14 protein-coding genes and 1 pseudogene are annotated in these 22,839 nt (G+C 61.7%); 9 read left to right on the top strand and 6 right to left on the bottom strand.

The features are described from left to right. Positions 1-33: 33 nt before the first annotated feature. Positions 34-2,058 carry a type VI secretion system tip protein VgrG gene (locus J3P91_RS02255; protein ID WP_434602613.1) on the bottom strand — a complete coding sequence of 675 codons (2,025 nt, stop codon included), beginning with the start codon at positions 2,056-2,058 and terminating at the stop codon, positions 34-36. 287 nt (positions 2,059-2,345) lie between these two features. Beyond that, positions 2,346-3,830, bottom strand: a complete 1,485-nt coding sequence (gene putP / locus J3P91_RS02250; protein ID WP_434570081.1) for a sodium/proline symporter PutP — start codon at positions 3,828-3,830, stop codon at positions 2,346-2,348. 462 nt (positions 3,831-4,292) lie between these two features. Between putP and putA the strand changes: the two genes are divergently transcribed. After that, positions 4,293-8,246 carry a trifunctional transcriptional regulator/proline dehydrogenase/L-glutamate gamma-semialdehyde dehydrogenase gene (putA, locus tag J3P91_RS02245; protein WP_434602612.1) on the top strand — a complete coding sequence of 1,318 codons (3,954 nt, stop codon included), beginning with the start codon at positions 4,293-4,295 and terminating at the stop codon, positions 8,244-8,246. Between the two features lie 256 nt (positions 8,247-8,502). Further along, on the top strand, positions 8,503-10,305 hold the full coding sequence (locus J3P91_RS02240; RefSeq protein ID WP_434602611.1) for an acyl-CoA dehydrogenase: 1,803 nt from the start codon (positions 8,503-8,505) through the stop codon (positions 10,303-10,305). Positions 10,306-10,521: 216 nt separating this feature from the next. On the opposite strand, the gene J3P91_RS02235 is transcribed toward J3P91_RS02240, so the two are convergent. Further along, positions 10,522-10,824, bottom strand: coding sequence for a cell division protein ZapA (locus tag J3P91_RS02235; RefSeq protein ID WP_305497292.1), 303 nt, complete (start codon positions 10,822-10,824; stop codon positions 10,522-10,524). Further along, positions 10,821-11,051 carry a hypothetical protein gene (locus J3P91_RS02230; protein WP_305497293.1) on the bottom strand — a complete coding sequence of 77 codons (231 nt, stop codon included), beginning with the start codon at positions 11,049-11,051 and terminating at the stop codon, positions 10,821-10,823. Before J3P91_RS02230 ends, J3P91_RS02235 begins: the two co-directional genes overlap by 4 nt. A 107-nt stretch (positions 11,052-11,158) precedes the next feature. Here J3P91_RS02230 and J3P91_RS02225 point away from each other — a divergent pair. The 5 genes and pseudogenes from J3P91_RS02225 to selO form a co-directional block, all read left to right on the top strand. After that, positions 11,159-12,031 (top strand): annotated as a pseudogene (locus J3P91_RS02225) (MCP four helix bundle domain-containing protein); the annotation flags it as partial. Positions 12,032-12,061: 30 nt separating this feature from the next. Then, positions 12,062-12,934 carry a methyl-accepting chemotaxis protein gene (locus J3P91_RS02220; RefSeq protein ID WP_434604974.1) on the top strand — a complete coding sequence of 291 codons (873 nt, stop codon included), beginning with the start codon at positions 12,062-12,064 and terminating at the stop codon, positions 12,932-12,934. A 283-nt stretch (positions 12,935-13,217) separates the two neighbouring features. Next, positions 13,218-14,960, top strand: coding sequence for a potassium/proton antiporter (locus J3P91_RS02215; RefSeq protein ID WP_434602610.1), 1,743 nt, complete (start codon positions 13,218-13,220; stop codon positions 14,958-14,960). A gap of 34 nt (positions 14,961-14,994) precedes the next feature. Then, on the top strand, positions 14,995-18,357 hold the full coding sequence (mscK, locus tag J3P91_RS02210) for a mechanosensitive channel MscK (protein WP_434602609.1): 3,363 nt from the start codon (positions 14,995-14,997) through the stop codon (positions 18,355-18,357). Between the two features lie 37 nt (positions 18,358-18,394). After that, on the top strand, positions 18,395-19,858 hold the full coding sequence (selO, locus tag J3P91_RS02205) for a protein adenylyltransferase SelO (RefSeq protein WP_434602608.1): 1,464 nt from the start codon (positions 18,395-18,397) through the stop codon (positions 19,856-19,858). Between the two features lie 295 nt (positions 19,859-20,153). Here selO and J3P91_RS02200 read toward each other — a convergent pair whose 3' ends face one another. After that, positions 20,154-20,423 (bottom strand): hypothetical protein, encoded by a 270-nt coding sequence (locus J3P91_RS02200; protein WP_434602607.1) that lies wholly within the window; start codon positions 20,421-20,423, stop codon positions 20,154-20,156. Positions 20,424-20,708: 285 nt separating this feature from the next. Here J3P91_RS02200 and ycaC point away from each other — a divergent pair, with 285 nt between their 5' ends. Together ycaC and trxC are read left to right on the top strand one after the other, a co-directional pair. Further along, a complete protein-coding gene (gene ycaC, locus J3P91_RS02195) occupies positions 20,709-21,335 on the top strand; it encodes an isochorismate family cysteine hydrolase YcaC (RefSeq protein WP_018603387.1) in 627 nt (208 codons plus the stop codon). A gap of 164 nt (positions 21,336-21,499) precedes the next feature. Next, the gene (gene trxC / locus J3P91_RS02190; protein WP_434602606.1) at positions 21,500-21,922 is read left to right on the top strand and encodes a thioredoxin TrxC; all 423 of its coding nucleotides are present in this window, start codon (positions 21,500-21,502) and stop codon (positions 21,920-21,922) included. A gap of 118 nt (positions 21,923-22,040) precedes the next feature. On the opposite strand, the gene J3P91_RS02185 is transcribed toward trxC, so the two are convergent. Further along, positions 22,041-22,814, bottom strand: a complete 774-nt coding sequence (locus tag J3P91_RS02185) for a ParA family protein (RefSeq protein WP_434602605.1) — start codon at positions 22,812-22,814, stop codon at positions 22,041-22,043. Positions 22,815-22,839 lie beyond the last annotated feature (25 nt).

The raw sequence follows: 22,839 nt of genomic DNA, 5'->3' as shown, positions 1-22,839 counted from the left end.
GCTGGGCTGCGCAGCAGCCCCTTACAACGAGCCTCAATACGCCAACAGATCGCAGGCGCCCTCCTTGCAGCGCTCGCATTCCTCGCAGAACGGCGCGGGGCTTTTCAGGCTGACGATTTGCGCATAGGTAAGGGGCGAGACCGGCGCGGCGGCGAGTTTTTCCGCCGCGCCGGGCGCAATGGCTTCGGCCCCCATGACTGCCATCGGCGCGCCACCGACCTGGATCGGCACGCTGCTGAAGATTCCGCCCGGACTGATGTTGATCCAGTGCCCACCGGCCTGGATGGTCGCGCTGGCGCCACCCTCCAGCACGATCTGCCGGCCGGCACTGACATGAAAGCCTCCCACGGCGCTGATGGCTTGGTTGGCCACGCGGATATGCCGATCGCCCGTGACCAGCAGGTGATCGTCCTGGCGGACCTCGACCTGACGCCGACCTGCGGTGATGCGCTGCTCGTCATCCTGCAGTTCATGCCGCGACAAGCCGGAGACCACGATGCTGCGCTCGTGATCGACCTGCACGCGCTGGTCGTGCAACACGTGCTGCGTCCAGTTGCGCTGGGCCCTCAGGTAGATTTCCTCGGCACCCTTGCGGTCCTCGATGCGCAACTCGTTGTAGCCACCGCCACCGGGACTGCTCTGGCTGCGCAATATGCTGCGGGTCTTGTCCGCCGGCAGGTCCAGCGGTACCGGGTTGGCGCCGTTCGGCAGACAGCCCACCACCAGCGGCTTGTCCACGTCGCCCTCCATGAACCCCACCAGCACTTCCATGCCGACTCGGGGAATCATCACGCCGCCGTAGTGATCGTGTGCCCAGCCGCTCGCCACCCTCAGCCAGCAACTGGAATGCTCGTCACGCTTACCGTCGCGATCCCAGACCAGTTGCACCTTGACCCGCCCGAACGCGTCGCAATGGATCTCGCTGTCCGCCGGGCCGGTCACCACCGCGGGCTGGTAGCCGTTGACGGACGGCTTCCTGTGCTGCAACGGCGGTCGAAAGAACACTCCCCACGGCGTCGCGAGGAAGCTATTGCAGTAGCCTTGGAACTCATCCGCGCCGACAGAAGCGTTTTCTTCCAGCACCTGCGGCTGGCGGCCATGGTGGTCAACCTGCGTCAGCAACCAGAGGTCGTTCCATTGCGCCCGGGGATGCTCCTTGATACACATGAAATGTCCGCTGGCAAAGGCGCTGTCATCGCTGCCACCCTCCGCCAGGCACCCATCGCCCGCCTGCCGTTCGAGAGCATGCTGGGCCAGATGCTGGCCATCGTCGCGGTCGGTGAACTGGCCGGGGTAGAGATAACTCTCCAGAACGGGAAGTTGCTGATTGTCGATGTCCGCCTGCAACGAGAGGCCCGGCTTGCGAAAATCGTAGTCGCGCAACATCACGGCGTTGGTGTGGGTCTGCAACCGCACGGCCAGGCGCTTGATAGCCGGCTCGGCGGCAGCCATGCCGCTGCCGGGCAGATACAAAGTGGACTCGGGCAGGCGCAGGAACACCGTCTGGTCGTCGCCAAATATCAGCAGGTGGCCGTCAGGGCTGTGTCGGAAGTGATAGTGGATGCCGACTTCGGCGCAAATCCGTTCGATAAAAACCAGATCGCTTTCGTGGTACTGCACGCAATATTCACGCTCGGGATATTGCCCGCCAAGACTGAACTGGCAGGCATCGGCGAGGATACCGTGGTCCTTCAATACGCGGGCGATGATTTCCGGCACGCTCAAGTGCTGGAAAATCCGCTGGTTGATGCGATGGCGCAAGTAAGCCAGGCGAGGCACCAGGCTGACCTGATAACGGCTCAGCCGCTCGCCCGAATCGCCTTGGGCGACGCTATAGACCTGGCCATGTATCCCGCCACCTTGGTGACCGAAGCACAGATAAGCCTGACGATGCAACAGATCTTCAAGCACCAGGTCGGGCCGCTCGCTGACGAGCTCCAGATCAAAGCGATAGGGCTGGCTGACGGCTTCCGTGCCCTTGAACTCAAGGACCTGCAATTCATTCGGGCCGCTGTCGAATGTCAGCGTAAAACGTGGCGAGTTGGCAGGCGCGAACATCCGATGTGCCTCTGCGAAAGGGAGGCAAACGATTCTGCATGAGCCATGGCGGATTGGACCGATCAGCGGAAAAAACAGATTTGCCTTACAGACGACGGGGCAAAAGTTGCACAAAACAAACGTATCGCCTGACATCGCGGTTTGGCAGAGCCTGGCAGGCAAAGTGAGGTAACGGCGGAGTCTCTCCAACAATCGGGCCGGGCGCCGCCAAAAAAAACGGCCCGCCTCCATGAGAGACGAGCCGTTTTTCAAACCTTCAGACGAGCCATGGGGCCTCGCCGAGTGGCTTATTGATTCAAGCGGAAATCCTTCTCGGCCGCTTCGAAGCGCTGCAGCATGCCGGCGGTTGGCGAACCCATCTTGCTGACCACGTAGATCGCCAGGCTGGCAAAGATGAAGCCAGGGATGATTTCGTACAGGCCCAACAGCTCGAAATGCTTCCAGACGATTACGGTGATCGCACCCACCAGGATCCCGGCCAACGCGCCGTTACGGGTCATGTCTTTCCAGATCACCGAAATCAGTACCACAGGACCGAATGCCGCACCGAAACCGGCCCAGGCGTAGCTCACCAGGCCCAGAACACGGTTTTCCGGGTTGGCGGCCAGGGCGATGGCGATGACCGCTACCAACAGCACCATGAAACGACCTACCCAGACCAGTTCCAGCTGGGAAGCGCTCTTGCGCAGGAACGTCTTGTAGAAGTCTTCGGTCAGGGAACTGGAGCACACCAGCAATTGGCAGCTCAAGGTGCTCATGACCGCCGCCAGGATGGCCGACAGCAGGACACCGGCAACCCATGGATTGAACAGCAGTTTCGCCAGTTCGATGAACACACGCTCAGGGTTTTCGGTTACCGGACCGGCCACTTCAGGGTGCGCCGAGAAGTAGGCGATACCGAAGAAACCGACGGCAACGGTGCCGCCCAGGCACAGGATCATCCAGGCCATGGAAATACGACGCGCCTTGGCAATCGACTTGACCGAATCCGCCGCCATGAAGCGCGCCAGGATATGCGGCTGGCCGAAGTAGCCCAGGCCCCAGCCCATCAGCGAGATGATGCCGATGAAGGTGGTGTTTTTCAGCATGTCGAACGACGTAGGGTCTTTCGCTTCGATAGCCAGGAACGTGGTATCGACGCCGCCGGTGGCCAGCAGCACGATGATCGGCGTGAGGATCAACGCGAAGATCATCAGGGTCGCTTGTACGGTGTCGGTCCAGCTCACGGCCAGGAAACCACCAATGAAGGTGTAGGCAATGGTCGCGGCAGCGCCGGCCCACAAGGCAGTCTCGTAGGACATGCCGAAGGTGCTTTCGAACAGACGGGCACCGGCCACGATGCCGGAAGCGCAATAGATGGTGAAGAACACCAGGATCACCACCGCGGAGATGATCCGCAGCAAGCCGCTGGTATCCTCGAAACGGCTGGAGAAATAATCCGGCAGCGTCAGCGCATCACCGTTGTGCTCGGTCTGGACCCGCAGGCGACCAGCGACGAACAGCCAGTTCAGGTAGGCACCGATGATCAGGCCGATGGCGATCCAGCTTTCCGACAGGCCGGACATATAGATGGCGCCGGGCAAACCCATCAATAGCCAGCCGCTCATGTCGGAGGCACCGGCAGAGAGCGCTGTCACGACACTGCCCAGGCTGCGACCGCCCAGGATGTAGTCGGAAAGGTTGTTGGTGGAGCGATAAGCCATCAGGCCGATCAGGACCATGGCTGCGATGTAGATCACGAAAGTGATCAGGGTAGGATTGCTGAAACTCATGAGTACGCCCTGGCTTTGTTTTTATGGTGCGGTGGCAGTTGAAAACCCGGACAACGCAGACGTTGTACCGACGTTTTGTGGACCCGCGAATTTATGACTGATGTTTCCCCAGGAAAGCCACCAGCCGATGCAGCTCGGCGCGAAGCCGGTTGCACCTTGGCCGCGAATGCTATTCAACAAATCAAATAAGGTGCAACCAGTTTCGTTCAAATAAGTTGCACCTAGTCGGAATATTCGTACGCAAGGCGACTTTCCGCACGCTATTGGTGCAAATGAGATTGCTTTTCGACTTTCCCGCGCACCAATAAAGTGCAGGACCTGTTTAGGGTCCAATGCAACCTGATGAGCTGCTCAATATTTCGACAAAAAATAGGTTGCACCCGGTTGCACCTCTATCGGCTCGCAGCTAATCTTGCCGCCAGCTGATGCCACGCCATACGTGGTAAACATGAGGATAAAAATATGGCTACCACCACCCTTGGGGTCAAACTCGACGACCCGACCCGCGAACGCCTGAAGGCGGCCGCAACCTCGATTGATCGCACGCCGCACTGGCTGATCAAGCAGGCAATTTTCAATTACCTGGAAAAACTCGAGGGTGGTGCAACCCTGACCGAGCTGAACGGTTCGACCCGCGCCGACAGCGATGATGCCGGTGAAGTCCAGCCCGACCACGCTCACCAGTGCTTCCTGGAATTCGCCGAAAGCATTCTGCCGCAATCGGTCCTGCGCGCCTCCATCACCGCCGCCTACCGTCGCCCTGAGCCGGAAGTGGTACCGATGCTGATCGAGCAGGCCCGCCTGCCGGCTGAGATGGCCGAAGCCACCAACAAGCTGGCGGCTTCCATTGCTGAAAAACTGCGTAACCAGAAGAGTGCCGGCGGTCGTGCCGGTATCGTTCAGGGCTTGCTGCAGGAATTTTCCCTGTCGTCCCAGGAAGGCGTAGCGCTGATGTGCCTGGCGGAGGCGCTGCTGCGCATCCCGGACAAAGGCACCCGCGACGCACTGATTCGCGACAAGATCAGCACCGGCAACTGGCAGCCGCACCTAGGCAACAGTCCGTCGCTGTTCGTCAACGCCGCCACCTGGGGCCTGCTGCTGACCGGCAAGTTGGTCGCCACTCATAATGAAGCCGGCCTGACTTCGTCGCTGAGCCGCATCATTGGCAAGAGCGGCGAGCCGATGATCCGCAAGGGCGTCGACATGGCCATGCGCCTGATGGGCGAGCAGTTCGTCACCGGCGAAACCATCGCCGAAGCCCTGGCCAACGCCAGCAAGTTCGAAGCCAAGGGTTTCCGTTATTCCTACGACATGCTCGGTGAAGCCGCGCTCACCGAACATGACGCCCAGAAGTACCTGGCCTCGTACGAACAAGCCATCCATTCGATCGGCAAAGCCTCTCACGGTCGTGGGATTTACGAAGGCCCGGGCATTTCCATCAAGCTTTCGGCCCTGCATCCGCGTTACAGCCGCGCCCAGTACGAGCGCGTCATGGACGAGCTGTACCCGCGCCTGCTGTCGCTGACCCTGCTCGCCAAGCAATACGACATCGGCCTGAACATCGACGCCGAAGAGGCCGACCGCCTCGAACTGTCCCTGGACCTGCTCGAGCGCCTGTGCTTCGAGCCGCAGCTGACCGGCTGGAACGGCATCGGCTTCGTGATCCAGGCCTACCAGAAGCGTTGCCCGTACGTCATCGACTATGTGATCGACCTGGCTCGTCGCAGCCGTCACCGCCTGATGATCCGCCTGGTGAAAGGCGCCTACTGGGACAGCGAGATCAAGCGCGCCCAGGTCGAAGGCCTGGAAGGCTATCCGGTGTACACCCGCAAGGTGTACACCGACGTTTCCTACATCGCCTGCGCCCGCAAGCTGCTGTCGGTGCCGGAAGTCATCTATCCGCAATTCGCCACGCACAACGCCCACACTTTGTCGGCGATTTACCACATCGCCGGCCAGAACTATTACCCGGGCCAGTATGAATTTCAGTGCCTGCACGGCATGGGCGAACCGCTGTACGAACAGGTTGTAGGCAAGGTTTCCGAAGGCAAGCTGAACCGTCCGTGCCGCGTGTACGCGCCGGTCGGCACCCACGAAACGCTGCTGGCCTACCTGGTGCGTCGCTTGCTGGAAAACGGCGCGAACACTTCGTTCGTCAACCGCATCGCCGACCAGTCGATTTCCATCCAGGAACTGGTCGCCGATCCAGTGGCGAGCATCGAGCAGATGGCGACGCTGGAAGGCGGTTTCGGCCTGCCGCACCCGCGCATTCCGTTGCCACGCGATTTGTATGGCAGCGAACGCGCCAACTCCAGTGGCATCGACCTGGCCAACGAACATCGCCTGGCCTCGTTGTCCTGCGCTTTGCTGGCCACCGCCCACAACGACTGGAAAGCTGCGCCGATGCTCGGCTGCGCCGCCAGTGAAGAAGCCCCGGCACCGGTGCTGAACCCGGCCGATCACCGTGACGTGGTGGGCCACGTGCAGGAGGCTACCGTCGCCGATGTCGACAACGCCATCCAGTGCGCCCTCAACGCCGCGCCGATCTGGCAAGCCACGCCACCGGCCGAACGCGCCGCGATCCTGGAGCGCGCCGCCGACCTGATGGAAGGCGAGATCCAGCCGCTGATGGGCCTGCTGGCCCGCGAAGCCGGCAAGACCTTCGCCAACGCCATCGCCGAGGTACGCGAGGCCGTGGACTTCCTGCGCTACTACGCGGTGCAGGCGCGCAACGATTTCACCAACGATGCCCACCGTCCATTGGGCCCGGTGGTCTGCATCAGCCCGTGGAACTTCCCGCTGGCGATTTTCAGCGGCCAGGTCGCCGCCGCACTGGCCGCCGGCAACCCGGTACTGGCCAAGCCCGCCGAGCAGACGCCTCTGGTGGCTGCCCAGGCAGTGCGCCTGATGCTTGAAGCCGGCATTCCGGAAGGCGTCCTGCAATTGCTGCCAGGCCGTGGCGAAACCGTTGGTGCACGCCTGGTGGGTGACGATCGGGTCAAAGGCGTGATGTTCACCGGTTCAACCGAAGTCGCGCGCCTGCTGCAACGCAATATCGCCGGACGCCTGGACAACCAGGGCCGGCCGATCCCGCTGATCGCCGAAACCGGCGGCCAGAACGCGATGATCGTCGACTCTTCGGCCCTGACTGAACAAGTGGTCATCGACGTGGTGTCCTCGGCTTTCGACAGCGCCGGCCAGCGTTGCTCGGCCCTGCGTGTTCTGTGCCTGCAGGAAGATTCCGCCGACCGCGTCATCGAAATGCTCAAGGGCGCCATGGCCGAATCGCGCCTCGGCAACCCCGAGCGCCTGTCGGTGGACATCGGCCCGGTGATCGACGCCGAAGCCAAGGCCGGCATCGAGAAACACATCCAGGCCATGCGCGACAAAGGTCGCACCGTGTATCAGATGGCAATCGCCGACAGCGACGAGTGCAAGCGCGGCACCTTCGTGATGCCGACCCTGATCGAGCTGGAAAGCTTCGACGAGCTGCAACGCGAGATCTTCGGCCCGGTGCTGCACGTGGTGCGCTACAAGCGCAAGGAGCTGGACCAGTTGATCGGTCAGATCAACGCCTCCGGCTACGGCCTGACCCTGGGCGTGCACACGCGCATCGATGAAACCATCGCCAAGGTGATCGACAACGTCCATGCCGGTAACGTCTATGTAAACCGCAACATCGTCGGTGCCGTGGTCGGCGTGCAGCCATTCGGCGGCGAAGGCCTGTCGGGCACCGGTCCGAAGGCCGGCGGCCCGCTGTACCTGTACCGCTTGTTGTCGACTCGTCCTACCGATGCGATCCAGCAGTCCTTCGTACGGGGCGATGCCCTGTCGGCACCGGACCTGCGCTTGCGCGACGCCATGAGCAAACCGCTGACCGCGCTGCAAGCCTGGGCCGACAGCCACAAGCTCGCCGAACTGAGCGCCCTGTGCGTGCAGTTCGCGGCCCAGTCGCAAAGCGGCATCACCCGCCAGCTGACCGGCCCGACCGGCGAACGCAACAGCTACGCCATCCTGCCCCGCGAGCACGTGTTGTGCCTGGCGGACGTGGAAGGCGACCTGCTGACGCAGCTGGCGGCCGTATTGGCCGTAGGCGGCTCGGCCGTGTGGCCGGAAACCGACACCAGCAAGGCGTTGTTCGCACGCTTGCCGAAGGACATTCAGGCGCGCATCCAGCGGGTTGCCGATTGGACCAAGGACGACGTGTTGTTCGACGCAGTCCTGCACCACGGCGACTCGGACCAGTTGCGCAGCGTGTGCCAGCAAGTGGCCAAGCGCGCCGGGGCGATCGTCGGGGTGCATGGCTTGTCCCAGGGCGAAACCAATATCGCCCTGGAACGCCTGGTGATCGAACGCGCGCTGAGCGTCAACACCGCCGCGGCGGGTGGTAACGCCAGTCTGATGACGATCGGTTAAGCGCGACGTTCGCTGAGCATCGGCAATAGATGCTCAGCCCACCGAACCTGTGGGAGCGAGCTTGCTCGCGATAGCGGCCTAACAGCCAACATCTTTGTTGTATGTGAGATAGCTATCGCGAGCAAGCTCGCTCCCACATTTTATCCGCGTCAGATCACCCCCTGCGTTCTGCCGCTCCATCACCCAAATCAATCTTGCTGTTCACCCTCCCGCCTCACACCTAGACTCGGCCCATTCCAAGAAAAGGTAGGCCGCCATGTCCGAGACGCTGCTCAGTTCCCGCAATCTGGCTTTCGAGCTGTATGAAGTCCTTGATGCCGAAGGCCTGACCCAGCGCGAACGGTTTGCCGAGCACAATCGCGAAACCTTCGACGCGGCCATCGGTACGGCCCGCAGCATTGCCGAAAAATATTTCGCGCCGCACAACCGCAAGAATGATGAAAACGAACCGCGCTACGAGAACGGCGAGGCGATCCTGATTCCCGAGGTGAAACCTGCAGTGGATGCGTTCCTGGAGGCGGGCTTTCTCAACGCCGCCCGCAGCTTCGACGCCGGCGGCATGCAACTGCCGACGCTGCTGTCCCAGGCGTGCTTCGCGCATTTCCAGTCGGCCAATGCTGCTTCGACTTCTTACCCGTTCCTGACCATGGGCGCGGCGAACCTGATCGAAAGCTTCGGCAGCGACGAGCAGAAGCAGCGCTTCCTACAACCGATGATCGATGGTCGCTTCTTCGGCACCATGGCCCTGACCGAGCCCCATGCTGGCTCATCGCTGTCGGATATTCGTACGCGCGCGGAACCGGCGTCCGACGGCACTTATCGACTCAAGGGCAACAAGATCTTTATTTCCGGTGGCGACCATCCGCTGTCGGAAAACATCGTGCACATGGTCCTGGCCAAACTGCCGGACGCGCCGCCGGGCGTGAAGGGCATTTCGCTGTTTATCGTGCCCAAGTTCCTGGTGAACGAAGACGGCAGCCTGGGCAAGCGCAACGACGTGCTGCTGGCCGGGCTGTTTCACAAGATGGGCTGGCGCGGCACTACGTCTACGGCGCTGAACTTCGGTGATAACGGTGAGTGTGTCGGTTACCTCGTCGGCAAACCGCACCACGGTCTGAGTTACATGTTCCAGATGATGAACGAGGCGCGGATCGGCGTCGGCATGGGCGCCGTCATGCTGGGCTACGCCGGTTACCTGTATTCCCTTGAATACGCCCGCGAGCGCCCGCAGGGACGAGTGCCCGACAGCAAGGATCCAGACACCGCGCCCGTACCGATCATCCAGCACGCCGATGTACGCCGCATGTTGCTGACCCAGAAAGCCTACGTGGAAGGTTCGTTCGACCTGGGCCTGTACGCGGCGCGGCTGTTCGACGACACCACTACGCTTGAGAGCGAAGCCGAGCGCCGCCGCGCCCATGAGTTGCTGGACCTGCTGACCCCCATCGTCAAATCCTGGCCCTCGGAGTTCTGCCTGAAAGCCAACGAACTGGCGATCCAGATTCTCGGCGGCCATGGTTACACCCGTGAATATCCGGTGGAGCAGTATTACCGCGACAACCGCCTGAACCCGATCCATGAAGGCACCCATGGCATCCAGTCGCTGGATCTGCTCGGACGCAAACTGGCACAGAACGGCGGGGCCGGTCTCAAGCAACTGATCCGTCTGGTGGCCGATACCAGCGAGCGCGCCCAGGCGTACGATTCGTTGACGCCCCTGAGCCAGCCGCTGGAAGCCCTGGTGGCGCGCCTGCAATCCGTCACCCTCGGGCTGTTGACCGACCTGGCCCAGGGCAAGGTCAACAGCAGCCTGGCCAATTCGGCGCTGTACCTGAAGGTGTTTGGTCATATGGTGATTGGCTGGCGCTGGCTGGAACAGGCGATTCGTGCCGAGGAAGGGCTGGCCAGGGGCAATGCGGCGGATGTGGACTTCTACAGGGGCAAGCTGCAAGCGGCGCGCTATTTCCTGACCTGGGAAGTACCGGGTTGCCAGCATGAACTGGCGTTGCTTGAAGCGCGGGATGATACGTGCCTGGGGATGCGGGATGAATGGTTTTGAGCCGGAGCTTGCTGCGCGGCTGAAATCCATTCGCGAGCAGGCTCGCTCCCACAGGGGGCTCAAGTGAACGCAACATCTGCGTTCACCATAGATCTACTGTGGGAGCGAGCCTGCTCGCGAAAGCGGTCTGTCAATTAAAGCTGAATTGCCTGATCCGACGCTTTCGCGAGCAGGCTCGCTCCTACACAGGCACCACAGCCAACATTCGATAAAGGTTCAAGCCTGCTGGATCGTCTTGGCAATAACCTCGACCGTGGCGCTTACCTGCTCCTCGTAGCGGTCGAGCTCCGCGCGGTGCTGCTTTTGCATTTCTATTTGTTGCGAGCACAGATTCATGGCCGCCAGCACCAGCAGGCGGTCGCCGATCAACGTCGGGAATTTACGCTTGGTATCGGCCAGGGCCGCCTTGAGCATCGAGGCGGCGTCCAGCAGCGCCTGTTCCTGCCCGGCCGGCGCCTTGATCGAGTATTCCTCTCCAAGAATCGAGACGACCGTCACCCCATCGGCACCCTGCTTCATGCGCCGACCGTTGCGGTGCTGGCGCGCTCGATCAGGGCCTGGATCCGTGCGGCGGTGGTGCCGTGCAATTCTTCCTGTTCCATCAGGTTCAGTTGCAGGCTTTCGTTTTCATCCTTGGCCTTGGCCAGTTCGGCGCTCAGGCTTTCATTCAGGCCGGTCAGGTGGCGGTTCTGTTGCACCAGGTCGTTGACCAGTTGCTCCAGCTGGCTGAGGGATGTTTCCAACATATTGAATTCCAGGCTTTTCAAGGGGGCGCGTACGATAAAGAAAACTCACCGTCGGCGCCACGACTCAGAAGGCAGCGGTATCCCGCTCGCGAGCTGTAAAGACTGTGATGGGGAAATCTGGTTCCGACCCTTCGTCGCACCAACCCCGATGGCGTGCGACAAAAGCACGCAGCGCCCTCAAGACTTCAGTCGCCAGACCGATAAGCCAGGAAACCAGTCACAGCTCCGCACGGACGCGCTTTTTCACGGTAACTTCCATGTCCCTACGTAATATGAACATCGCGCCGCGGGCGTTCCTGGGGTTTGCCCTGATCGGCGCCCTGATGCTGGCCTTGGGCGTATTTGCCTTGAGCCAGATGAGCAAGATCCGCACGTCCGGCGAAAACATCGTTGTAAACAGCGTGCCGAGCATCAAGGCCCTGGACGAATTCACCCAACTGACCCTGCGCCTGCGCGTGCTGTCCTATCGCTTGCTGACCAACCGCGAACCGGACACCCAGCAAAAAACCTTCGAGTTGTTCGAGCAACGCAACCAGCAGATCCGCACGGCTCAAAGCGCTTATGAAAAGCTCATCAGCGCTCCGGAAGAACGGGCCGCCTATGACCAGTACGTGCAGTTGCTGAATCAGTACCGTCAGCTTGAAGAGCGCATGAAGACCCTTTCGCGCAATAACCAGGTCGATGAACTGCGGACCTTGCTCGGTAACGATCTGCAAACCAATTCGGAAGCTGTCAACGCGGTCCTGGCTCGCCTGACTGACATTAACAACAAGCAGGCAGAAGCCTTCAATCAAAGTGCTGCGCAACAGGCCTCAACCGCGTTCAACTGGGTCGTTACCCTACTGGTCATCGCCACCGGCCTGACTTTGCTGTTCGCCTGGCTGCTGACCAACAGCATCACCAAGCCAATCGCCAACGCCCTGGATGCCGCCGAAGAAATCGCCAAGGGCAACCTGACCCGGCCGATCGTCGTGGATGGCAGCGACGAAGCCGGCCGTTTGTTGCGAGCAATGGCGACCATGCAGGAGAAACTGCGCGACACGCTGCAGCGGATCTCCGGCTCGGCCACCCAACTGGCCTCCGCCGCCGAAGAGCTCAACAGCGTCACCGACGAAAGTGCCCGTGGCCTGACCCAGCAGAACAACGAAATCGAACAGGCCGCCACGGCGGTCAACGAGATGACCAGCGCCGTGGAAGAGGTGGCCCGCAACGCGGTCAGCACCTCCGAAGCGTCGAAGAACGCCACCACTTCGGCGGGTGACGGTCGCGACCTGGTGCAGGAAACCGTCAGCGCCATCGAACGCATGAGCGCCGACGTACAGAGCACCGCCACGCTGATCGGCAACCTGGCCGATGAGTCCCGCGATATCGGCAAAGTGCTCGACGTGATCCGTGGCCTGGCCGACCAGACCAACCTGCTGGCACTGAACGCCGCCATTGAAGCGGCCCGTGCCGGTGAAGCCGGTCGTGGTTTTGCGGTGGTAGCCGATGAAGTACGCGCCCTCGCCCATCGCACCCAGCAGTCGACCAGCGAGATCGAGCGCATGATCGGCAGCATCCAGAGCGGCACCGAACAGGCCGTGGATTCGATGCGCAACAGTACCGAGCGCGCCGAGTCGACATTGAACATCGCCCGCGGCGCCGGGATGTCCCTGGACACCATCAACACCGCCATCGTCGAGATCAACGAACGCAACCTGGTGATCGCCAGCGCCGCCGAGGAACAGGCTCAGGTGGCCCGCGAAGTCGACCGCAACCTGGTGAACATCCGCGACCTGTCGGTGCAATCGGCCACCGGCGCCAACCAGACCACCGCCGCCAGCGCCGAACTGTCGCGCCTGGCCGTGGACCTGAACAGCATGGTCGGGCGGTTCAGCCTCTGACCGCCCGTGGGTCGCTCACAGACTGTGCGCGACCCACGCTTTTGTGGTGAGCGAGCTTGCTCCCGCTGGACTGCGCAGCGGCCCCGTCTTTAAAAGCGACGACTGCTTCGCAGCCGAGCGGGAGCAAGCTCCCTCGCCACGGTGTTTCCCTCTCTGGATCCGGTGCACATACGCCGATCCCAACCTTTTTTGACAGCATCACATTTCAACAGGTTAGAATCGCTGGCACGCAGACTGCATGGTCAGTTTGCGCCTGCCCCCTCAAGATTCCGGAGTACTGCCTTTGACTGCGACGACCATCAACAGCCTGTTCTTGATCGGCGCGTTGCTGGTGAGTGCGAGCATTCTGGTCAGTTCTCTTTCGTCGCGCCTGGGCATCCCGATCCTGGTGATCATCCTCGCCGTGGGCATGGTCGCCGGCGTGGACGGTGCCGGTATTCTTTTTGACAACTACGCCACTGCCTACCTGGTCGGCAACCTCGCGTTGGCGGTCATCCTGCTCGACGGCGGCTTGCGCACGCGAGTCTCAAGCTTTCGCGTGGCATTGTGGCCGGCGTTGTCGCTGGCCACCGTCGGCGTGCTGATCACCACCGGGCTGACCGGCCTGGCGGCGGCGTGGCTATTCGACCTGAACCTGATCCAGGGTCTGCTGATCGGTGCGATCGTCGGCTCCACCGACGCTGCGGCGGTGTTTTCGCTGTTGGGCGGCAAAGGCCTCAACGAACGGGTCAGCGCCACTCTGGAAATCGAGTCCGGCAGCAACGACCCGATGGCGGTGTTTCTTACCGTTACCCTGATCGGCATGCTCGCCAGCGGCGAAACCGGCCTGCAGTGGAGCCTGTTGGGCCATCTGATGCGCGAGTTCGGTATCGGCGCCGTGATCGGCCTGGGTGGCGGCTGGCTGATGCTGCAACTGGTCAACCGCATCAACCTCGCCAACGGCCTCTACCCGATCCTGGTGATCAGCGGCGGCCTGGCCGTGTTTGCCCTGACCAACGCCCTGCACGGCAGCGGCTTCCTGGCCGTGTACCTGTGTGGCCTGGTAATCGGCAACCGCCCGATACGCAGTCGCCACGGCATCCTGCATATGCTCGATGGCATGGCCTGGCTGGCGCAGATCGGCATGTTCCTGGTGTTGGGCCTGCTGGTCACGCCCCATGACCTGCTGCCGATCGCCCTTCCCGCCCTGGGCCTGGCCCTGTGGATGATCCTGTTCGCGCGCCCGCTGTCGGTCATGGTCGGGCTGCTGCCGTTCAAGGCTTTCCACGGTCGCGAGAAGGTGTTCATTTCCTGGGTCGGCCTGCGTGGCGCGGTACCGATCATCCTCGCGGTGTTCCCGCTGATGGCCGGTTTGCCTCACGCACAGCTCTATTTCAACCTGGCATTCTTTATCGTGCTGGTGTCGCTGCTGGTGCAAGGCACAAGCCTGCCGTGGGTCGCCAAGCTTCTGCACGTGACCGTCCCGCCACAACCTCTGCCGATTTCCCGGGCAGCGCTGGAGGTTCACGTCACCAGTGAGTGGGAGCTGTTCATCTATCGCCTCGGTGCGGAAAAGTGGTGCATCGGCTCGCCGCTTCGGGATCTGAAAATGCCTGACGGAACCCGTATTGCGGCCTTGTTTCGTGGCCAGCAACTGCTCCATCCGTCGGGTAGTACGGTCCTGGAAGTCGGTGATCTGCTGTGTGTAATCGGCCATGAACACGACCTGCCAGCCCTGGGAAAACTGTTCAGCCAAGCGCCGCAACGGGGCCTCGATCTGCGCTTTTTCGGCGACTTCGTACTCGAAGGAGACGCCCAGCTGGCCGCGGTCGCGGCGCTGTACGGGCTGCAACTCGACGGCATCGATCCGGACATGTCCCTGGGCCGCTTCATTGCCCAGAAAGTCGGGGGGGCTCCGGTGGTCGGCGACCAGGTGGAGTGGAACAGTACCCTGTGGACCGTCGCGGCCATGGACGGGAACAAGATCGGCAAAGTGGGCGTCAGATTCCCCGAAGGAAGTCGCCCGGGCCCCGGCTTGTTCCTCTAAACTGCTCCCACTCTCACTTGCTTGACCGGTCTTTATGCCTACCCTGCGCTCCTTTTTCGCCATTGCCCTGCTCGGCCTGAGTCTTTCCATCTGCACGGTGCACGCCGCCGAACCGCCTACCAGCGCCTCGGTCCAGGCCAGCCTGGACAAGATCGCCGACCGCAAACTGCCGGAGGCCGACCAGAAAGCCTTGCAGGCCGTGTTGCAGAACACCCTGACCCAGCTCAGCAACAAGGCCGACTACGAACAGAAGCTGCAAGCCCTCAAGCAGCAACTGGCCAACGCCCCCAAGCAGAACATCGAGAACCAGCGCGAGCTGGCGCGGCTCAAGGGCACCAATGTGGTGCCGGTGGCGCAGCGCTACGCTAACCTGCCCATCCCTCAGCTCGAACAGATGCTGACGGAGCGCTCCACCCAGCAGAGCGACCTGCAAAAGGCCCTGGCCGACGCCAACAGCCTGGTGATCACCGCCCAGACCCGCCCCGAGCGCGCCCAGGCGGAAATCTCCGCCAGCCAGACCCGCATCCAGCAGATCAACACCATCCTCAAGGCCGGCCGCGACGCCGGCAAGGCCCTCAGCGCCGAACAGCGCGACCAGCTCAACGCTGAACTGGCGGCCCTCAATGCGCTGATTCCATTGCGCCGCCAGGAGCTGGCCGGCAACAGCCAGCTGCAAGACCTGGGCAATAGCCAGCATGATTTGCTGTCGGAAAAGATCGACCGCATGGAGCGAGAGATCCAGGATCTGCAGAACCTGATCAACCAGAAGCGCCTGGCCCAGTCCCAGGAAACGGTGACCCAGCAATCCATCGAAGCGCAGAAGGCCGGCGGCAGCAGCCTGCTGGCGACCGAAAGTTCGGCCAACCTGAAGCTCTCCGATTACCTGCTCAAAAGCACCGATCGGCTCAACGAGGTCACCCAGCAGAACCTGCAAACCAAGCAGTTGCTCGATAGCGTCACCCAGACCGACGCCGCCCTGGATGAGCAGATCAGCGTGCTCAAGGGCAGCCTGCTGCTCTCCAAGATTCTCTACAAGCAGCGCCAGACCCTGCCACACCTGAAACTGGACCAGAACCTCGCCGACCAGATCGCCGACATCCGCCTGTACCAGTTCGAGGTCAGCCAGCAACGCGAGCTGTTGAACAATCCCGGCGCCTATGTCGACAGCCTGCTGGCGTCCCAGCCGTCGGAGCAAGTCACGCCGCAACTGCGCAAGACGCTGCTGGAGCTGGCGCTGACTCGGGTCGACCTGTTGGAACGGCTGAACCGTGAGTTGAGCGCGGTGCTCAACGAATCCATCACCTTGCAGCTCAACCAGAAGCAACTGCTCAGTACCGCCCAGAACCTGCGGGCAACGCTCGAAGAACAGATGTTCTGGATTCCCAGCAACAAACCGCTGGATTTCGAATGGATGCGTGGCGTGCCGGCCCGCCTGGAGAAGCAGGTCGACTCGCTGCCCTGGGCGTCGAGCCTCAGTGAGCTGGCTGACGGCCTGACCCAGCGGCCGCTGCTGTTCCTGCCCCTGGCCCTGCTGATCGGTGCGCTGCTGTGGCGACGCAAGAATCTTTATGCGCGCTTGAACAAGGTTCACCAGGATGTCGGCCACTTCAAGCGCGACAGCCAGTGGCACACCCCACAGGCGATCCTGATCAACATTCTGCTGGCGATGCCGGTGGCCCTGGCACTCGCGCTGTGCGGCTATGCCTTGCAGATCGACGCCCGCGGCCAGAACACCAACCTCGGCGCCGCGCTACTGCAGATCGGCCAAGCCTGGCTGGTGTTCTATACCGCCTATCGAATCCTCTCTCCCGGAGGCGTCGCCGAGCTGCATTTCCGCTGGGAAAAACCCCAGGTGGAATTCCTCCAGGCCTGGATCCGTCGACTTGGCCTGGTGGTGCTGGCCCTGGTGGCGGTGGTTGCCGTGGCGGAGTTGCAGCCGTCGGCCCTGGCCGACGACGTACTCGGCATGCCGGTGGTGTTGACCTGCTACGCCTCGATGGCCTGGCTGCTCAGCCGACTGCTGCTCAGCAGCCCGACGCACACCAACGCCTCGCTGTTTCGCAAGGCCGTCGGCGTGCTGTTCACCGCGCTGCCGATCGCATTGTTCGTCGCTGTCTGCTTCGGCTACTACTACACCGCGTTGAAACTCAGCGATCGCTTGATCAATACCCTGTACCTGCTGATGTTCTGGCTGGTAATCGAAGCCACATTCGTGCGCGGCCTGTCGGTCGCGGCCCGGCGACTGGCCTACCAGCGCGCCCTGGCCAAACGTCAGGCGGCCAAGGAGGTCGGCGACGGTGAAACGGTGGTCGAGGAGCCGACCCTGGACATCGAGAAGGTCAACGAACAGTCCCTGCGCCTGATCCGCCTGGCCCTGCTGGGCGGTTTCATGGCCGCGCTGTACTGGGTCTGGTCGGACCTGATCAGCGTGTTCTCCTACCTGGACAACATCACCCTCTACGAATACACCAGCGGCACCGGCGTGAACATGAGCATGGTGCCCATCAGCATCGGCGACATGCTTGGCGCCCTGATCATCATCGGTATCACCTTCGCCCTGGCCCGCAACCTGCCTGGCCTGCTGGAAGTGTTCGTGCTGTCGAAGCTGAACCTGGCCCAGGGCAGCGCCTACGCCACCACCACGCTGCTGTCCTATGTCATCGCCGGCGTCGGCTTTGTCACGACGTTGTCCACACTGGGCGTGAGCTGGGACAAGCTGCAATGGCTGGTGGCCGCGCTGTCGGTGGGCCTGGGCTTCGGCATGCAGGAGATCTTCGCCAACTTCATCTCCGGCATCATGATCCTGTTCGAGCGCCCGGTACGGATCGGCGACACCATCACCATCGGCAACCTGTCGGGCACGGTCAGCAAGATCCGCATTCGCGCGACCACCATCACCGACTTCGATCGCAAGGACATCATCGTCCCGAATAAGACCTTCATCACCGGACAATTGATCAACTGGTCGCTGACCGACACCGTGACTCGGGTAACCCTGAAACTCGGCGTGGACTACGGCTCGGACCTGGATCGGGTTCGCGAACTGCTGCTCAAGGCTGCCCGCGACAACCCGCGTGTGTTGAAGGAGCCGGAGCCGATCGTGTACTTCCTGAACTTCGGTGAGAGCACCCTGGACCACGAGTTGCGCATGCACGTGCGCGACCTCGGCGACCGCAACCCGGTGCTGGACGAGATCAACCGGTTCATCAACCGGGAATTCAAGAAGGAACATATCAACATCTCGTTCCGTCAGATGGAGATCTATCTGAAGAACCTGCAAGGCCAGGAATACAAACTGGTGCCCGCCGAGCCCGACCACAAGACCCTCGGGCCTGTGCCCTCGACCGTAGCCAGCATCAAGCCCGTTCCGGAGCCACCGCAACAGACACTCGACTGATCGCGGGATGCCTGCGGGCGCCCCGTCGGAGATGGCCATGAAAACACTGGAAACGCTGACTTTCGATAACCGCTTCGCCCGCCTGGGCGACGGTTTCTCGGCCCACGTGCTGCCGGAGCCCATCGACAATCCGCGCCTGGTGGTTGCCAGCCCGGCCGCGATGGCGCTGCTTGACCTGGATCCGGCCGAAGCACAGACGCCACTGTTTGCCGAAATTTTCGGCGGCCACAAACTCTGGGCCGAAACCGAGCCTCGGGCCATGGTGTATTCCGGGCATCAGTTCGGCCACTACAATCCGCAATTGGGCGATGGCCGCGGGTTGCTGCTGGGCGAGGTGTACAACGAGGCCGGCGAGCATTGGGACCTGCACCTCAAGGGCGCCGGCCAGACGCCGTTTTCGCGGATGGGCGATGGCCGGGCGGTACTGCGCTCCTCGATCCGCGAATTCCTCGCCTCCGAAGCCTTGCATGCGTTGGGCATCCCGACCACGCGCGCGCTGTGTGTGATCGGCTCCGACACCCCGGTATGGCGCGAAAAGCAGGAGCGCGCCGCCATGGTGCTGCGCCTGGCGCCGAGCCATGTGCGCTTCGGACATTTCGAATACTTCTACTACACCAAGAAACCGGAGTTGCACGCGGCCCTGGCCGAGCACGTGCTGAACCTGCATTTCCCTGAATGCCGGGAGCAGCCGGAACCGTACCTGGCGATGTATCGGGAGATTGTCGAACGCAACGCCGAGTTGATTGCCAAATGGCAGGCCTACGGCTTCTGTCACGGGGTAATGAATACCGACAACATGTCGATATTGGGTATCACCTTCGACTTCGGCCCTTTCGCCTTCCTCGATGACTTCGACGCCAACTTCATCTGCAACCACTCCGACGACCAGGGCCGCTATTCATTCAGCAACCAGGTGCCCATCGGCCAGTGGAACCTCAGCGCCCTGGCCCAGGCCCTGACCCCCTTCATCAGCGTCGACGCCCTGCGCGAGACCCTGGGTCTGTATCTGCCGCTGTACCAGGCCCACTACCTGGACCTGATGCGCCGCCGCCTCGGCCTGACCCGCGCCGAGGACGATGACCAGAAACTGGTGGAGCGCCTGCTGCAACTGATGCAGAACAGCGGCGTCGACTACAGCCTGTTTTTCCGTCGCCTGGGCGAACAGGCGCCCGAACAGGCCGTCGCCCGCTTGCGCGATGATTTTGTTGATCTCAAGGGTTTCGATGCCTGGGGCGAGCTTTACCTCGCTCGGGTCAATCGAGAGGGCGTTATCGATCAAGCCCAGCGCAGAGCCCGCATGCACGCGGTCAATCCGTTGTATGTATTACGCAACTACCTGGCGCAGAAAGCCATCGACGCCGCCGAATCAGGCGACTACGAAGAAGTCCGCCGCCTCCACGGCGTACTGTCCCGTCCGTTCGAGGAACAACCGGGCATGGACAGCTACGCCGAAAGGCCGCCGGAATGGGGCAAGCACCTGGAGATCAGCTGCTCGTCGTAACGACCTGCGAGACACATGGACCCCGTGGCGAGGGAGCTTGCTCCCGCTGGGCTGCGAAGCAGTCCTGAAAGACTGACGCGGTCTTCCAGGTAAACCACGACGGCTACGCCGCCGAGCGGGAGCAAGCTCCCTCGCCACGGGTTCAGATTGTCCGGGAGAGAGAGTTCGCGAGCTGGCTCGCTCCCACATTGGGAGCGATGTGATCGCGATATAGACCACAACACCAAACTCCTGTGGGAGCGAGCCTGCTCGCGATGGCGATCTTCAATCAACCGCCGACCTCCAGACTACCCGCTCACCCCGCCTTATCGTTCCCCTGCTCAGGCGTCTCGATTCCCGATTCCGCTTCTTCCGCCGCCGGTTCCGCCGGTTTTTTTTCGTTGGGATACCCCGGCATGCCGCGGGCGTCTTCCGGGGTCAGCTCATCGCGATCATGGCGGTCATCGGTCGCATAGGCCGTGGCGGCGTTCGGGTCTTCGTCGCGGCCGGCGGTGCCAAGCACGAAGCCGTCGTCGTTGGGGTTGTCCAGCGTCTGGGGAAGGGTTGGGTCTTGAGGATTGCTCATGGGACCTCCGGGTTCGCAAAAATTACGTTGTGGTGTTTTGAGGGTCTGGCGGGCTCGGGGTGCGGCTCATCTGATGAATGGCGCAGCGCATCGTTCCTCAAATAGAACGCTAAGGCTGATTTTTGCAGTCTGGCGCGAAAAAGGTGTCGGTTTTAATCTTTACCCATCGAAACGCAACACGGATTGAAGCCGGCGCTTCGGCCAGATGGATCACCGATTTACCGATATCTAGAAACCCCTACTCACGCCGAAACGTTCGGCCACCAAAACTTAGAGGACTACGCCATGACTACTTCCTACAACCGTCTCGACAAAGATAACGCCGCCGTTCTGCTGGTGGACCACCAGGCTGGCCTGCTGTCGCTGGTGCGCGACATCGACCCGGACCGTTTCAAGAACAACGTGCTGGCCCTGGCTGACCTGGCCAAGTACTTCCAACTGCCGACCATCCTCACCACCAGCTTCGAAACCGGCCCCAACGGCCCACTGATGCCAGAACTCAAGACGCTGTTCCCGGACGCTCCCTACATTGCTCGTCCTGGCCAGATCAACGCCTGGGACAACGAAGATTTCGTCAAGGCGATCAAGGCCACCGGCAAGAAGCAATTGATCATCGCCGGTGTCGTGACTGAAGTCTGCGTAGCCTTCCCGGCCCTGTCGGCCCTGGCCGAAGGTTTCGAGGTGTTCGTAGTGACCGATGCGTCCGGTACGTTCAACGAACTGACCCGCCAATCGGCGTGGGACCGCATGTCCTCCTCGGGCGCGCAATTGATGACGTGGTTCGGCCTGGCCTGCGAACTGCACCGCGACTGGCGCAACGATGTGGAAGGTCTGGCGACCCTGTTCTCCAACCACATCCCGGACTATCGCAACCTCATGACCAGCTACAACACGCTGACCAACGCGAAGTAACGGCCACACCGATATACCCTGTGGGAGCGAGCCTGCTCGCGAAAGCGGTCCGACAGTCGATTATTCTTGACTGATCCTTCGCCTTCGCGAGCAGGCTCGCTCCCACAGGTTTTTTTGTGATTTGCGTATAGTGTTGTGCCAACGACTTACAGGAGACCGACCCGATGCTGATCCCCTGCCCTCATTGCAACGGCCTCAATCGCATCCCCGCCGAACGCCTGGGCGACCAGCCCAAGTGCGGACGTTGCAAGGCCCAGGTGTTATTGAGCGAACCGTTCGAACTCAAGCAAGGCGACTACGCCAGCCAGATCAAGGGCGACCTGCCGCTGTTGGTGGATGTCTGGGCAGACTGGTGCGGTCCGTGCAAGTCCTTCGCGCCGGTCTTCGAACAGGCCGCCGCGCAGCTGGCGGGTAAATGCCGACTGGCCAAGCTCGACAGCGAGGCCAATCAACAACTGTCGGCCCAGCTGGGGATTCGCTCGATTCCCAGCCTGATTCTGTTCAAGGATGGCCGGGAGGTTGCCCGGCAGAGCGGGGCGTTTCCTTTGCCGCAGCTGATGAATTGGTTGCGCGGCCAGGGGATCTGACCTCAGCACCGTAGGAGCGAGCCTGCTCGCGAAAGCGGACTGTCAGGCAGCTCCAATGTTGAATGTGCCACCGATTTCGCGAGCAGGCTCGCTTCCACAGTGGATTTGTGCAAGCCAGTCAGTCGGCGTTTTCCAGCAGATTATGCAACTCCACAAACTGCTGGGTCAGCTTATGCCGCGGGTCCAGGTGGATCAGCGGCAGGCTCGCCTGGTGCGACTCACGCATGCGCACCGAACTGCTCAGGTACACCGGTAACACCGGCAGGCCTTCGGCAATCAATTCGTCGAGGATCTGCTGCGGCAGGCTGGCGCGGGCCTGGAACTGGTTGACGACGATGCCTTCGACTTCCAGGCCTTCGTTATGGTCGTCCTTCAGCTCTTCGATTTCCGCCATCAGGCCATACAGTGCCTGGCGAGAGAAGCTGTCGCAATCGAAAGGAATCAGTACCCGATCAGCCGCGATCAGCGCTGAAACCGCATAGAAATTGAGGGCTGGCGGAGTATCCAGGTAGATCCGGTCGTAGTCCTCGTCGAGCTCTTCGAGCAGCTTGCGCAGCTTGTTGATCTTGTGTTTCGCCTCAAGCTTGGGCTGCAGATCCGTCAATTCCGCCGTGGCGGTGATGACATGCAGGTTGTCAAACGGCGTCTCGTAGATATCGACCTTGTTCTTCTTCGAGAAGGGCCCCGACGACAGGGTCTGCTTGAAGAAGTCGGCGATTCCCATGGGAATGTCTTCGCCCGTCAGGCCAGTCAGGTATTGAGTGGAGTTGGCCTGGGCATCCAGGTCCACCAGCAGCGTGCGATAACCCTCACTGGCGCTGACCGCCGCCAGATTGCAGGCGATGCTGGACTTGCCCACGCCACCTTTCTGATTGAACACCACACGCCGCATGACAAAACCTCCGTGTATCAAAGAT

This window comes from Pseudomonas sp. Z4-7 (assembly GCF_051131965.1).
Taxonomy (GTDB): domain Bacteria; phylum Pseudomonadota; class Gammaproteobacteria; order Pseudomonadales; family Pseudomonadaceae; genus Aquipseudomonas.
This window is presented reverse-complemented; position numbering and strand designations above follow the sequence as displayed.

Bases quoted from the DNA above. Each gene is read 5' to 3' on its own strand.
- J3P91_RS02255 (WP_434602613.1), bottom strand. From the start codon at position 2,058: ATGTTCGCGCCTGCCAACTCGCCACGTTTTACGCTGACATTCGACAGC.
- putP (WP_434570081.1), bottom strand. From the start codon at position 3,830: ATGAGTTTCAGCAATCCTACCCTGATCACTTTCGTGATCTACATCGCA.
- putA (WP_434602612.1), top strand. From the start codon at position 4,293: ATGGCTACCACCACCCTTGGGGTCAAACTCGACGACCCGACCCGCGAA.
- J3P91_RS02240 (WP_434602611.1), top strand. From the start codon at position 8,503: ATGTCCGAGACGCTGCTCAGTTCCCGCAATCTGGCTTTCGAGCTGTAT.
- J3P91_RS02235 (WP_305497292.1), bottom strand. From the start codon at position 10,824: ATGAAGCAGGGTGCCGATGGGGTGACGGTCGTCTCGATTCTTGGAGAG.
- J3P91_RS02230 (WP_305497293.1), bottom strand. From the start codon at position 11,051: ATGTTGGAAACATCCCTCAGCCAGCTGGAGCAACTGGTCAACGACCTG.
- J3P91_RS02220 (WP_434604974.1), top strand. From the start codon at position 12,062: ATGGCGACCATGCAGGAGAAACTGCGCGACACGCTGCAGCGGATCTCC.
- mscK (WP_434602609.1), top strand. From the start codon at position 14,995: ATGCCTACCCTGCGCTCCTTTTTCGCCATTGCCCTGCTCGGCCTGAGT.
- selO (WP_434602608.1), top strand. From the start codon at position 18,395: ATGAAAACACTGGAAACGCTGACTTTCGATAACCGCTTCGCCCGCCTG.
- J3P91_RS02200 (WP_434602607.1), bottom strand. From the start codon at position 20,423: ATGAGCAATCCTCAAGACCCAACCCTTCCCCAGACGCTGGACAACCCC.
- ycaC (WP_018603387.1), top strand. From the start codon at position 20,709: ATGACTACTTCCTACAACCGTCTCGACAAAGATAACGCCGCCGTTCTG.
- trxC (WP_434602606.1), top strand. From the start codon at position 21,500: ATGCTGATCCCCTGCCCTCATTGCAACGGCCTCAATCGCATCCCCGCC.
- J3P91_RS02185 (WP_434602605.1), bottom strand. From the start codon at position 22,814: ATGCGGCGTGTGGTGTTCAATCAGAAAGGTGGCGTGGGCAAGTCCAGC.